The sequence below is a fragment of the Mycobacterium sp. PS03-16 genome (genome assembly GCF_004570325.1).
GTDB lineage: Bacteria > Actinomycetota > Actinomycetes > Mycobacteriales > Mycobacteriaceae > Mycobacterium.
This window is the reverse complement of the sequence record NZ_SPQO01000010.1, coordinates 131,625-144,403: the sequence shown is the minus strand read 5'-3', so window position 1 is coordinate 144,403 and position 12,779 is coordinate 131,625. Positions and strand designations below refer to the sequence as shown.

15 protein-coding genes are annotated in these 12,779 nt (G+C 70.6%); 9 read left to right on the top strand and 6 right to left on the bottom strand.

Features of this window, described 5'->3' with window-relative positions; all coding sequences use genetic code 11:
- Positions 1-134 precede the first annotated feature (134 nt).
- Positions 135-818, top strand: a complete 684-nt coding sequence (locus E4P42_RS11535) for a TetR/AcrR family transcriptional regulator (protein WP_135126193.1) — start codon at positions 135-137, stop codon at positions 816-818.
- On the opposite strand, the gene E4P42_RS11530 is transcribed toward E4P42_RS11535, so the two are convergent.
- Positions 805-1,056, bottom strand: a complete 252-nt coding sequence (locus E4P42_RS11530) for a DUF3107 domain-containing protein (RefSeq protein ID WP_135126192.1) — start codon at positions 1,054-1,056, stop codon at positions 805-807. The two genes, E4P42_RS11535 and E4P42_RS11530, sit on opposite strands and share 14 nt — an antisense overlap.
- Before the next feature lie 259 nt (positions 1,057-1,315).
- Between E4P42_RS11530 and E4P42_RS11525 the strand changes: the two genes are divergently transcribed.
- Positions 1,316-2,167 (top strand): hypothetical protein, encoded by an 852-nt coding sequence (locus E4P42_RS11525; protein WP_135126191.1) that lies wholly within the window; start codon positions 1,316-1,318, stop codon positions 2,165-2,167.
- A 3-nt stretch (positions 2,168-2,170) separates the two neighbouring features.
- Here the strand turns inward: E4P42_RS11525 and E4P42_RS11520 are convergent, their stop codons facing one another.
- Complete coding sequence (locus E4P42_RS11520; RefSeq protein WP_135126190.1) at positions 2,171-2,875, bottom strand: ferritin-like fold-containing protein; 705 nt, start codon at positions 2,873-2,875, stop codon at positions 2,171-2,173.
- Positions 2,876-3,139: 264 nt separating this feature from the next.
- On the opposite strand from E4P42_RS11520, the gene E4P42_RS11515 reads away from it, so the two are divergent.
- Both E4P42_RS11515 and E4P42_RS11510 read left to right on the top strand, forming a co-directional pair.
- Positions 3,140-4,615: a DEAD/DEAH box helicase gene (locus tag E4P42_RS11515; RefSeq protein WP_135126189.1), complete on the top strand. Its 1,476-nt coding sequence runs from the start codon at positions 3,140-3,142 to the stop codon at positions 4,613-4,615.
- Positions 4,616-4,632: 17 nt separating this feature from the next.
- Positions 4,633-5,850 (top strand): hypothetical protein, encoded by a 1,218-nt coding sequence (locus tag E4P42_RS11510; protein ID WP_135126188.1) that lies wholly within the window; start codon positions 4,633-4,635, stop codon positions 5,848-5,850.
- A gap of 10 nt (positions 5,851-5,860) precedes the next feature.
- On the opposite strand, the gene E4P42_RS11505 is transcribed toward E4P42_RS11510, so the two are convergent.
- The gene (locus E4P42_RS11505) at positions 5,861-6,676 is read right to left on the bottom strand and encodes a ParA family protein (RefSeq protein ID WP_167759455.1); all 816 of its coding nucleotides are present in this window, start codon (positions 6,674-6,676) and stop codon (positions 5,861-5,863) included.
- A gap of 51 nt (positions 6,677-6,727) precedes the next feature.
- On the opposite strand from E4P42_RS11505, the gene E4P42_RS11500 reads away from it, so the two are divergent.
- The 3 genes from E4P42_RS11500 to E4P42_RS11490 are packed head-to-tail and all read left to right on the top strand — an operon-like array spanning position 6,728 to position 8,924.
- Entirely contained in the window at positions 6,728-7,339 is a 612-nt protein-coding gene (locus tag E4P42_RS11500; RefSeq protein ID WP_135126186.1) for an acid phosphatase, read from the top strand.
- The gene (locus tag E4P42_RS11495; RefSeq protein ID WP_245233979.1) at positions 7,324-8,448 is read left to right on the top strand and encodes an isochorismate synthase MenF; all 1,125 of its coding nucleotides are present in this window, start codon (positions 7,324-7,326) and stop codon (positions 8,446-8,448) included. Before E4P42_RS11500 ends, E4P42_RS11495 begins: the two co-directional genes overlap by 16 nt.
- Positions 8,445-8,924: a GNAT family N-acetyltransferase gene (locus tag E4P42_RS11490; RefSeq protein WP_135126184.1), complete on the top strand. Its 480-nt coding sequence runs from the start codon at positions 8,445-8,447 to the stop codon at positions 8,922-8,924. Before E4P42_RS11495 ends, E4P42_RS11490 begins: the two co-directional genes overlap by 4 nt.
- Here the strand turns inward: E4P42_RS11490 and E4P42_RS11485 are convergent.
- Positions 8,879-9,301, bottom strand: coding sequence for a hypothetical protein (locus E4P42_RS11485; protein WP_135126183.1), 423 nt, complete (start codon positions 9,299-9,301; stop codon positions 8,879-8,881). The genes E4P42_RS11490 and E4P42_RS11485 overlap by 46 nt on opposite strands.
- Positions 9,302-9,340: 39 nt before the next feature.
- Between E4P42_RS11485 and E4P42_RS11480 the strand changes: the two genes are divergently transcribed.
- Positions 9,341-10,294, top strand: coding sequence for a diacylglycerol kinase family protein (locus E4P42_RS11480; RefSeq protein ID WP_135126182.1), 954 nt, complete (start codon positions 9,341-9,343; stop codon positions 10,292-10,294).
- A gap of 246 nt (positions 10,295-10,540) precedes the next feature.
- Positions 10,541-10,795: a transcriptional regulator WhiB1 gene (gene whiB1, locus E4P42_RS11475; RefSeq protein ID WP_003893300.1), complete on the top strand. Its 255-nt coding sequence runs from the start codon at positions 10,541-10,543 to the stop codon at positions 10,793-10,795.
- Positions 10,796-10,880: 85 nt separating this feature from the next.
- Here whiB1 and E4P42_RS11470 read toward each other — a convergent pair whose 3' ends face one another.
- Together E4P42_RS11470 and E4P42_RS11465 are read right to left on the bottom strand one after the other, a co-directional pair.
- Positions 10,881-12,371 (bottom strand): sensor histidine kinase, encoded by a 1,491-nt coding sequence (locus tag E4P42_RS11470; RefSeq protein WP_135126181.1) that lies wholly within the window; start codon positions 12,369-12,371, stop codon positions 10,881-10,883.
- 47 nt (positions 12,372-12,418) lie between these two features.
- The gene (locus tag E4P42_RS11465; RefSeq protein WP_059089178.1) at positions 12,419-12,634 is read right to left on the bottom strand and encodes a biotin/lipoyl-binding carrier protein; all 216 of its coding nucleotides are present in this window, start codon (positions 12,632-12,634) and stop codon (positions 12,419-12,421) included.
- Positions 12,635-12,779 lie beyond the last annotated feature (145 nt).

Sequence of the window (12,779 nt, the reverse complement as noted above, 5' to 3'; positions counted from 1 at the left end):
ACGTCCCCGGCGCGCCACCGGGTCTGCGGCCGGTGTCCTGGCGCACCGGCCCGACGATCGGTAGTAGGGTCGAGCGATGGGCGCCTGCGCCGAGCACCACCATGGGCGCCAGATGAATCCAGATTGAGGACTTGATGAGCGATCTCGCCAATACCGCTGAGAGGAGAGGCGACAAGCCGGCCGGAGGCTCCGGGGCTTCCGGGTCGTCGGGCAACAACCGGCGCGGTAATAGGCTGCCCCGTGATGAGCGCCGCGGCCAGTTACTGATCGCTGCGAGCGAGGTTTTCGTCGATCGCGGCTACCACGCCGCAGGCATGGACGAAATCGCCGACCGCGCCGGGGTGAGCAAACCGGTTCTCTATCAACACTTCTCGTCGAAGCTCGAGTTGTATCTCGCGGTCCTGCAGCGGCACGTGGACAACATGGTCTCCGGGGTGCGCCAGGCGTTGCGCACCACCACCGACAACCGTCAGCGGCTGCGCGCGGCCGTGCAGGCGTTCTTCGACTTCATCGAGCACGACAGCCAGGGTTACCGGCTGATCTTCGAGAACGACTACACCACCGAGCCGCAGGTCGCCGCCGCGGTGAAGGTCGCCACCGAGGCCTGCACGGATGCGGTCTTCGACCTGATCAGCCGTGATTCAGGGCTGGAGGCTCACCGGGCCCGGATGATCGCGGTCGGTCTGGTGGCCATCAGCGTCGACTGTGCCCGCTACTGGCTGCACGCCGACCGCCCCATCTCCAAGGACGACGCGGTCGACGGCACAGTGCAGTTCGCGTGGGGCGGGCTGTCCCACGTGCCGCTCACGCGTTCTTGACGGCCTCCGCGCCCACCACACCGAAACCGACCCGGCGCACGTCGGCGGCGCCGATCTCGACGTAGGCGATCCGGGTCGTCTGCACCAGGAACCGGCGGCCCTTGTCGTCGGTCAGCGCCAGGACGCCCGAACCCGCCGACAGGGCGTCGGTCACCTGCTTCTCGACCTCACCGGGGGTCTGTGCGCTGTTGAGGACCAGCTCGCGCGGGCTGTCCATGACACCGATCTTGACCTCCACGCTGAACACTTCCCTTCGTACCGTCGCTGGGGCCGTGCCGGCCCGTCGCCCGAAAGGCTAGTGGAAGCGGGGCCCGGCGCGCCGCCGCGGTCGTTACGCGCTGCGCGAAGCCGGCCGCCGAACCGGTCACTCCGCCGTCACGGCCGGCGATCGAACCGACGCCGGACCGTGATCGAATTGCGCGCTCGCCGAACCTCATCTGTCACATTGGCCCCGCTAGCATCGGAACCGGACCGCCGTAGTCGACCCGAAAGCCGTCATGACCAGGCCTTATACGCCCTATTCGCCGTCCTCGTCGGAGCGGACCGAACCCCTGGACCGCCTGTCCGCCGACGCCGCGGGATACGGCAGCCGGCGGTCGCGCAGACACCAGCACCGCGACGACCGCGGCTATCACGCGTATGGCGGCCATGACGGCCATGACACCACCGGTGACCGACTTGGCGACGGTGACGACCACCCCTACGACGAGGACTACGACGCCTACGTCGAGTACGAGTCCTACGCCGTGGCGCTGGACCGCCGGTGGCTGTGGGTGGCCGGCGTGGCCGGCGCGACGCTGCTCATCGCGGTGCTCTTCACGGTCGCGATCCTCGGCGGCGGAGACAGCGGATCGGTGTCGGCCACCGTCGCCTCGCCGGCCCAGAGCCAACCCCCGGCCACCGCGGCCCCGCGGCAGGATGCGGCCGCGCCGCTACTCCCGCCGCCCCCGTCGCTGTCGCCCGAGACGATCACCACGGTGACGCCGTCCGCCCCGGCGCCCGCGCCGGAACCCAGCGCGGCACCTCCGGTCGATCCGGCGCCCGGCGCGGCCGCCCCGCCGCCGCCACCGGCGGCCGACCCGCGCACCATCACCTACCAGGTGACGGGCAACCGGCCGCTGATCGACCTGGTCACGGTGATCTACACCGACCGGCAGGGTGCCCTGCAGACCGAGGTCAATGTCGCGCTGCCCTGGTCGAAGACCGTCGTGCTCGACCCCGGGGTCGAGCTCAAGTCGGTGACCGCGACGAGCGTCGGTAGCCAGCTCAACTGCTCGGTCACCGATGCGGCAGGCACCACGCTGGTCGCGCAGAACAACAATTCGATGATCGCGACCTGCACGCAGTAGCGCTCAGGCCAGGCCGAGCTCCTGCATGCGCGCCTGGTGGGTGCGCTGCAGCCGGTCGAAGAACTCCGCCATCTGCGTCAGGCCCTCACCGCCGGACATCACCAGATCGACCAGCTCGTCGTGGTCGGCCAGCACGTACTGCGCCTGCGTGATGGCCTCGCCGAGCAGCCGCCGCGACCACAGCGCCAACCGGTGGCGCTGCCGGTCGCTGGCGGTCACCGCGCTCCGCACCTCCGCGACGACGAACTGCGAGTGCCCGGTCTCGGCCAGCACCCCGCGCACCACCGCGGCCACCTCCTCGGGCAGCGACGCGGCGATCTCGGAGTAGAAGTCGGCGGCCAGCGCATCACCGATGTAGGTCTTGACCAGCGCCTCGAGCCATGTGCTCGGCGTGGTGAGGCGGTGGTAATTCTCCAGGGCCGACGCGTAGCGGGTCATCGCGGGCACCACGTCCACCCCCCGGCGTTCGAGGGCGTCGCGCAGCAGCTCGTAGTGGTTCATCTCCGCGGCCGCCATGCTGGCCATGTTGATCCGCCCGCGCAGATTGGGCGCCATCCGGGCTTCCTCGGTGAGCCGGTAGAAGGCCGCGACCTCGCCGTAGGCCAGCAGTGCGAACAGCTCGTCGACACCGGGATGATCAGGCGACAGACCTGCGTCGGACGGCGGCGCCGTCTGCTCTCCGGCGGCGGCAGGCTGCGTCGAATTCATGGCCCAACTCTAAACGCCGCGAGCCGCCGTGCCCCGCCGGCAAAGCGGCCCGGGGTATCATGGCAGCAGGCGGCGGCAGAGAAGAGGGCTCAGAAGAGACCGGGCCGCCTCCGAAGAAATGTGCGTGCACGCAGTTGGCCCGCCTCCGACAGCGCAGGGCCCAGCGGATCGGCACCGCCCTTCGGGCGACGAAGCCGCTTCATCGTCAGACTCGTGTGCGCGTGAAAACACGATGTCTGACCATGAAAGGCCACGTTTTCCCGCATGACACCTCTAATCACACCTGCCACCATCACCTTCGCCAGCCTGGGCGTTCGCGACGAGATCGTCCGCGCGCTCGACGAGGCCGGCATCCACGAACCCTTCGCGATCCAGGAACTGACCCTTCCGCTGGCCCTCGACGGCGAAGACCTCATCGGCCAGGCCCGCACCGGTATGGGCAAGACCTACGCGTTCGGCGTGCCGCTGCTGCACCGTGTCGCCACCGACGAGGACAAAGCCCTGACCGGGATTCCGCGGGCCCTGGTCGTGGTGCCGACCCGCGAGCTCTGCATGCAGGTGCACGGCGACCTCGAGGCCGCCGCGAAGTACCTCACGGCCGGTGACCGCAAGCTGTCGGTGGTCTCCATCTACGGCGGACGCCCCTACGAACCCCAGATCGAGGCGCTGCGCCGGGGCGCCGACGTCGTGGTCGGCACCCCCGGCCGCCTGCTCGACCTCGCCCAGCAGGGCCACCTGCAGCTCGGCGGCCTGTCGGTGCTGGTGCTCGACGAGGCCGACGAGATGCTCGACCTGGGCTTCCTGCCCGACATCGAGCGGATCCTGCGGCAGACGCCGGACACCCGGCAGTCGATGCTGTTCTCGGCGACCATGCCGGACCCGATCATCACGCTGGCCCGCACGTTCATGAACCAGCCGACGCACATCCGCGCGGAGGCGCCGAACGCCACCGCCACGCACGACACCACCGAGCAGTTCGCCTATCGCGCACACGCCCTCGACAAGGTCGAGCTGGTCACCCGCATTCTGCAGGCCGACGGCCGCGGCGCCACGATGATCTTCACCCGCACCAAGCGCACCGCGCAGAAGGTCGCCGACGAACTGTCCGAGCGCGGCTTCAAGGTCGGCGCGGTCCACGGCGACCTGGGGCAGATCGCCCGCGAGAAGTCGCTCAAGTCGTTCCGCTCCGGTGACATCGACGTGCTGGTCGCCACCGACGTCGCCGCCCGCGGCATCGACATCGACGACGTCACGCATGTCATCAACTACCAGTGCCCGGAAGACGAGAAGACCTACGTGCACCGCATCGGCCGCACCGGCCGCGCCGGGCGCACCGGTGTGGCGGTCACCCTGGTCGACTGGGACGAGCTGGCCCGCTGGGAGATGATCGACAAGGCGCTCGGCCTGAAGTGCCCCGACCCGGCCGAGACGTACTCGAGCTCACCGCACCTGTACACCGAACTCGGCATCCCCACCGACGCCACCGGCAACGTCGGCCCGTCCCGGGTCAAGTCGACGGCCAAGCGCGAGGAGCGCGACCCGGCCGACAAGCCGGCCCGCACCCGCACCCGCAGCCGTCGTCGCACCCGCGGCGGCCAGCCCGTCAGCGGGCACGCCGACGCCACGGCCGACGCCCAGCCGCCGGTCACCGAGGACGGCGACGACGCGCCCACCGGTGAGTCGACGGCTCGCCGGCGGCGGCGCCGCCGCCCGCGCAAGGCCGCCACCGCCACCAGCTGACCACTCGCCGGCCTCCAGTGGTCCCACCCGAACGCCGCACCCGCGGCGACGTACTGGCCGCCGTCTCGATCGTGGCCGTGCTCGCGGTGGTCGCGGGCCTGGTGTGGTGGACGAGCGACGCCAGGGCCACGATCAGCCGGCCCGCCCAGACCGCGGTGCCCGATCCGCCCGCCGCCACCGCGGTGCCCGCGGCCCTGCGCCAGTTGTGGAGCGCCGCGAGCCCGAAAACCACCCGGCCTGTCGTCGTGGGCGGCGCCGTCGCCGTCGGCGACGGCCGCACGGTCGAGGGCCGCGACCCGGCGACCGGCGCGACGCTGTGGAGCTACACCCGTGACGTCGACCTGTGCGGCGTGACGTCGGTGTACCACTATGCGGTCGCCGTTTACCCCGACAGCCGCGGCTGCGGGCAGGTCATGACCATCAACGGCCGGACCGGCAAACGCGGCAACGCCCGTACCGCCTACGCCGACCCGCAGGTCACGCTGTCCGCCGACGGCACCACCGTGCTGTCGGCCGGTCCGACGCGGCTCGAGCTGTGGCGCTCCGACATGGTGCGCATGCTCAGCTACGGCGCACTCGACGCGCGCATCAAACCGGACGTGCCCGCCGCCCCGCTGTGCCGGCTGACCTCGGCCGCCGCGAGTTCGACCGCCGTATCGGTGCTCGAGGCCTGCCCGAACGAACCCGAGTTGCGCCTCACCCTGCTGCGGCCGTCCGATGAGGAGGACACGCCCGACATCAAGATCGTCGAGCTGCCGGGGGTGGCCGCGGATTCCGACGCCCGCGTCATCGCCGTGTCCGACACGACGACGGCGGTCTACCTGCCGACGCCGCAGCCCACGGTCAACGTCATCGACGAGACCGGGACCACGGTGGCCAGCACACTGGTCAACGCGCCTGCCTCGCCCGCGGCCACCGCCTCGCGCGCCGGTGACCTGGTGACCTGGTGGAGCGGCGACGCGGTGATGGTGTTCGAGGCGGCCGGGCTGCGGTACAAGTACACGGTCACGCCGTCGGGCGGTCACCGTCCCGTCGGGCCGGCCACCGAGATGGCCGACCGGCTGCTGGTGCCGGTCACCGACGGCTACGACGTCTTCGATCCCGAAACGGGTACCGGCGAGCGCCACATCGCGCTGCCCCGACCGCCGTTGCAGGACGCGGTGGTCCCCGCCGTCGCCGGCGAGGTGATCCTCGAACAGCGCGGCGGCGAACTGGTGGCGGTGGGCGGCGGGTGAGCGGCCCGGACTAACCGACTTCCGGGGTGAACGTGGCCATCGCCTTCCCGCTCTTCCAGTGCCGCAGCAGCGCCTCGGCCAGTTCCCGGTAGGCCTGCGCACCCTTGTTCTTGCGGCCGGCCAGCACCGACGACCCCGACGCGCTGGCCTCTGCGAAGCGCACCGTCCGCGGGATCGGCGGCGCCAGCACCGGCAACTCGTAGCGGTCGACGACGTCGAACAGCACGTCGCGGCTGTGCGTGGTGCGCGAGTCGTAGAGGGTGGGCAGCGCGCCGAGCAACCTCAGGTCCGGGTTGGTGATCTGCTGGACGTCGGACACCGTCCGCATGAACTGCCCCACCCCGCGGTGCGCCAGCGTCTCGCACTGCAGGGGCACGATCACCTCGTCGGCGGCGGTCAGCCCGTTGAGGGTGAGCACCCCCAGCGACGGTGGGCAGTCGATGATCACCACGTCGAACGGGTCGACGGTGCCGGCCAGCTTGCCCAGCGCCCGCTTGAGCGCGTGTTCGCGCCCAGCGCGCATCAGCAGCATCGCCTCCGCGCCCGCCAGGTCGATGTTGGCCGGCAGCAGCCACATCCCCTCCGGCGTGTCGACCAGGGCGGCATCGGGTTCCACCTCCCCCAGCAACACCTCGTGCACCGAGACCGGCAGCTTGTCGGGGTCGTGGCCCAGCGAGAACGTCAACGACCCCTGCGGGTCGAGATCGACGAGCAGCACCCGCTTGCCGTTCTCCGCCATCGCCGCGCCCAACGACGCCACCGTCGTCGTCTTGGCGACCCCACCCTTTTGATTGGCGACCGCAAGTACCCGCGTCACACGTGCCATCCTGACACGCACACCCGCCCGGCACAGCGGCGTGCGGCAGAATCGGTGAACGTGGGCCAGACCGACCATCGACTGTTGCTGATCCGGCACGGCGAGACCGAATGGTCGCGCTCGGGCCGCCACACCAGCCGCACCGACCTCGACCTCACCGAGACCGGCCGCGAACAGGCCACGCAGACCGCCGACGCGCTGAGCCGGCTGGTTCTGGACAACCCGCTGGTGATCAGCAGTCCGCGCCGCCGCGCGCTGGACACCGCGAAGCTGGCCGGCCTGACCGTCGACGAGGAATCCGATGTGCTCGTCGAATGGGACTACGGCGACTACGAGGGCCGCACCACCCCCGAGATCCGCGAATCCGACCCCGGCTGGCTGATCTGGACACACGGCGCCCCGGGCGGGGAATCGGTGGGGCAGGTCAGCGCCCGCGCCGACCGCGCCGTCGAGCTGGCGCTCGGCCATCTCGAGACCCGCGACGTCATCTTCGTCGGCCACGGCCACTTCTCCCGCGCCGTGCTCAGCCGCTGGGTCGAGTTGCCGCTGTCCGACGGCATCCGGTTCGCCATGGTCGCGGCGTCCATCGCGGTGTGCGGATGGGAGCACGGGGTGCGCCAGATCAGTGCGCTGGCGCTGACCGGATACCCGCATTCGTGCGCGCCGACGTGACGGCAGGCGTCCCCGACCCCGAGCCGACGTTCGTCCTCACCGGCCCGGCTGGTGCGGTGATCGCCCACGGCGTGCACACCGCCTACCCCGCGCTGGCCGACGCGCAGGCCGCGCTGGCCTCGCGCCGGACCCCGGTCGTCGTCGGCGCGCTCCCGTTCGACCTGTCGGCGCCGACGGCGCTGTTCCGGCCGGAGTCGATCGCCTTCCCCGACGTGCTGCCGCCCTGGCCGGCGGTGCCGCTGCCGAGCGTGCGGATCGCGGCGTTCGTGCCGCCCCCTGCCGAACACCGGGACCGGGTGGCCGAGGCGGTACGCCTCCTCAACGAACCGGGCACCGCCCTGCACAAGGTCGTGCTCGCCCGGGCCCTGCAGCTCACCGCCGACGGGGCGATCGACCCGGTCGGGGTGCTGCGCCGGCTGGTCGACGACGACGCCGGCGCGAACTCCTACCTGGCGGACCTGAGCGCCGCGGGCGCGCGCTACCGCGGCGCCGCGCTGGTGGGCGCGAGCCCCGAACTCCTGGTGGCCCGCCGCGGCGACGTGGTGACCTGCCGGCCGTTCGCCGGTTCGGCACCGCGGTTCACCGATCCGGCCGCCGATGCGGGCAGCGGCGCGGCGCTCGCCGCATCGGCGAAGAACCGGCACGAACACGCCGTCGTCATCGACGAGATGCGCCGAGCGCTCGACCCGCTGTGCGTCGACGTCCGGATCGCTCCCGAACCCGAACTCAGCGCGACCTCCGCGGTGTGGCACCTCAGCACCCCGATCACCGGCCGGCTGCGCGACACCACCACCACCGCACTGGATCTCGCGGTCGCGCTGCACCCGACGCCCGCGGTCGGCGGGGTGCCCACCGCCGACGCCGCCGCGCTCATCGACCGACTCGAGGGCGACCGCGGCTTCTACGCGGGCGCGGTGGGATGGTGCGACGCCGCCGGCGACGGCCGCTGGGTGGTGTCCATCCGGTGCGCACAACTGGCCGCCGACCGGCGCACCGCCCAGGCGCGCTCCGGCGGCGGCATCGTCGCCGAATCGGACCCCGACGACGAACTCGACGAGACCACAACGAAATTCACCACTATCCTGTCCGCACTGGGGGTAACACCGTGACCGTCGAGATCCGCCGGGTGACTCCCGGAGACGAGGCCGAACTCACCGCGATGGTGCACGAGCTCGCCGAGTTCGAACACGCCGCCGCCGAGTGCCGCCTGACCGAAAGTCAGTTGCGGAATGCGCTTTTCGGTGACCGGCCGGTGGTCAACGGGCACCTCGTCGAGGTCGACGGCCGACCCGCCGCGGGGGCGCTGTGGTTCTACAACTTCTCCACCTGGGACGGCGTCGCCGGGATCTACCTGGAGGACCTCTTCGTGCGGCCGCAGTTCCGCCGCCGCGGGTTGGCGCGCCGGCTGCTGTCCACGCTGGCCCGCGAATGCGTCGACAACGGGTACAGCCGGTTGTCGTGGGCGGTGCTGGACTGGAACGTCGACGCGATCGCGCTCTACGACGGCGTCGGCGGGACACCGCAGACCGACTGGATCACCTACCGGGTGTCGGGTCCCGAATTGTCGGCGCTGGCCGGGTCCTGACCACCGACCCACTGCATCGTCGACGGGCTGAACAGCAGCGCCAGCGCGGTCAGCGCCACGACGGCGACCGGGATGCCGTAGAACCACTGGTGGGATCCGACGGCGACGTAGTAGGTCACCGGCAGCAACAGCAGTTGCGTGAACACCGCGAGGCCGCGGCCCCACCGCCGGCCCGTCCACAGCGCCCAGCCCGCGGCGAACACCCCGCCGAAGACGATCGCGAACCACGCCGCGTTGCCGAACCCGTTGACGATGTGCTGATCGGCGCCGAGGAACCCCCGCACCACGAACACCACGGCGGCCACCAGCCCGGCGGCGCCTTCTGCCAGCACCAGGACGGCGGCTCGGCGCACGGACGGCGGCGCGGATACGGTCACGCCGTCGAGCCTAGAGGTTCGCCGTTAGGCTCTTGCCTCGTGCGTGCCGTGCTGATCGTCAACCCGAACGCCACGTCGACCACCGCGGCAGGCCGCGACCTGCTGGCTCACGCGCTGGAGAGCCGGGTCGAGCTGACCATCGCCCACACCGACCACCGCGGTCATGCCGTCGAGATCGCCCGCGAGGCGGCCCGCGACGGCGTCGACGTGCTGATCGTGCACGGCGGGGACGGCACCGTGAACGAGGTGGTCAACGGCGTGCTCACCGAATGCGGACGCGACGCCGGCGCCCCCGCGGTCGGCGTCGTCCCCGGCGGCTCGGCCAACGTCTTCGCCCGCGCACTGGGCATCAGCGCCGACCCGATCGAGGCCACCAATCAGCTGGTCGACCTGCTCGGGGACTACCGGCGCCGGGGAACCTGCCGGCGGATCGGGCTGATGGACTGCGGTGAGCGCTGGGGGGTGTTCACCGCGGGCATGGGCGTCGACGGTGACGTCGTGGCGGCCGTGGAGGCCCAGCGCGCCAAGGGCCGCAAGGTGACGTCCTCGCGCTACATCCGGGTGGCGGTCCGCGAGATGCTCGCCAGCGTCCGCAAGGAACCCACGCTCACGCTGCACCTGCCCGACCGCGATGCGCTCGGCGGCGTGCACTTCGCGTTCGTGTCGAACTCCAGCCCGTGGACCTACGCCAACCGGCGGCCCATCTGGACCAACCCCGGCACCACGTTCGAAACGGGCCTCGGCGTCTTCGCCACCACGAGCATGAACGCCTGGGCGAACCTCTTGCTGGCCCGGCAGATGTTCGCCCGCGAACCCAATCCCGCCGCCCGCCATCTCGTCCGCGACGACGACCTGCCGTGGGTGCGGATCACCGCCGAGGCACCGGTCGCCTGCCAGATCGACGGGGATTACATCGGGCGGCGCGAAACCATGACGTTCACCTCGGTGCCGGACGCTCTGGGCGTGGTCGCCCCGCCGCCGAAATCGCTCTGACGTGCGGCGACACATTCGGCCGAATTATTTTGAGCGTAAGTGTGTTGAGTGTAGTACAAACGGGTAAGCGGACCCCTAACGCGGTTCCGCAGTGACATTGCCCACGTGTTAACGCGCTTCCCTTGACATCCGTCGAGCCTGTGAAAGCATCGGATGCAACAGCGCAGAAACAATTCGTGCGCACGCGTTAACAGCCGAAGAAAAGCTCGTGCGCCCTGCTGCGCACATAGTGAGGAGTTACATCAAATGGATTGGCGCCATAAGGCCGTCTGCCGCGACGAGGACCCGGAGCTGTTCTTCCCCGTGGGGAACAGCGGGCCCGCGCTCGCGCAGATCGCTGACGCGAAGCTGGTCTGCAACCGCTGCCCCGTCACCACCGAGTGCCTGAGCTGGGCGCTCGAGTCCGGCCAGGACGCGGGTGTGTGGGGCGGCATGAGCGAGGACGAGCGTCGCGCCCTCAAGCGTCGCAACGCCCGCACCAAGGCTCGCACCGGAGTCTGATCAGCCCGACGATTTCACCAGTGACGGCCCCGGCGAAAGCCGGGGCCGTCACTGGTGTGGACGTGTAATCCGTTGCAGGCCGGCGTTATTGCGGGGCGCGAGTGCGGCGTCCGATCGGCACCCGCAGCACCACATCGGTTCCGCCGCTGGGCACATCGTGCATGCCGAGTGATCCGTCCAGCTCGGCCGAGACCAGCGTCCGCACGATCTGCAACCCCAGCCGGTCGGACTTCTCCAGGCTGAACCCGGCCGGCATGCCGCGTCCGTCGTCGTGCACGACGACATCGAGCCAGCGCGCGGAACGCTCGGCGCGGATGGTGACGCTGCCCTGTGCGGTCTTGGCGTCGAAGGCGTGCTCGATCGCGTTCTGCACCAACTCGGTGATCACCATGATCAGCGCGGTAGCCCGGTCGGCGTCGAGCACACCGAGGTCACCTTCCCGCTTGATCCGGATGGGCGGTCCGACACTGGCCACGTCGTTCATGATCGGCAGGATGCGGTCGACCACCTCGTCGAGGTTGACCTCCTCGTCGACCGACATCGACAGCGCATCGTGCACCTGAGCGATCGAGGACACCCGCCGCACGGACTCCATCAGGGCCTCGCGGCCCTCGGCGTTGTTGGTGCGCCGTGCCTGCAGTCGCAGCAGCGCCGCCACCGTCTGCAGGTTGTTCTTCACCCGGTGGTGGATCTCGCGGATCGTGGCGTCCTTGCTCAGCAGCGCGCGGTCGCGCCGCTTGACCTCGGTGACGTCGCGGATCAGCACCGCCGCGCCCACGGCCGCACCGTGCACCACCAGTGGCAGCGTGCGCAGCAGCACCGCGGCGCCGCCGGCGTCGACCTCCATACGCATGCTGGACCCACCGGCCAGCGAGTCGCGGACGTGGGTGGCCAGCTCCTGGGCCTCGAACGGATCCGAGATCAACGGACGGGTCACGGCCACCAGGTTGTGCCCCTCGAGCTCGGCGGTCAGGCCCATGCGGTGGTAGGCCGAGATCGCGTTGGGGCTGGCGAACACGACGTCACCGGAGCCGTCGAGGCGGATGAACCCGTCGCCCACGCGGGGACTCGACCGGGACATCGCCAGGTCCCCGACGTTCGGGAACGTGCCCTCCGAGAGCATCAGCAGCAGATCACCCGCACAGTCGAGGTACGCGTTCTCCAGCGGACTCGCCGTCCGCCGCGCCGCCAGCGCGGTCTGATGGGTGAGGACGGCCACCACCCGGTCGCCGTAGCGCACCGGCACGGCCTCGACGTTCAGCCCGGGCGAATCGTGGTGCGCGGTGGGTCCCTCGCGGCCGATCGTGCCCGACGCGAACGTCGCGCCGACCAGCGGCATGGTCTCGGGTATCGCGGTGGTCCCCACTGCGTCGGCGAGCAGCACCGTCGGCGCGGTGTTGGGCCGCACCTGCGCGACGCACACCAGCACGCCGTCGTCGCGGCGGACCCACATCAGATAGTCGGCGAAGGACAGATCGGCGAGCAGCTGCCATTCGCCGACCACCGCGTGCAGGTGGTCGACGGCATTGCCGGGCAGGACCGTGTGCTCGGCGAGCAGATCACCGAGTGTCGACATGAACGCCTAGAAGAGGGAGAGGTGAGAGGACGCGAGCGCGGCCGCGGTCAGGAGATCACCGCGATCAGATCGCCGGCCTGGATGACATCGCCCTCGGCGACGTTGACCTTGGTCACCGTGCCCGCCACCTCGGCCAGCACCGGGATCTCCATCTTCATCGACTCCAGCAGCACCAGGGTGTCCCCCTCGCCGATCTGATCGCCCTCGTGAACCACGACCTCGAGCACACTGGCCACGATTTCGGCGCGAACGTCCTCGGCCATCTTCACCCCACTCACGTCTCGGCGGCTGCCTTCGGGGTCTATCGAACCACACGCCGCGGTGGTGAGGTGCCAGCGTGGACGTCAGCGGTGCGGAAAAGGTGTCGTCGCGCCATGAGACAATGGGACGACAGCACCGACGAACGGA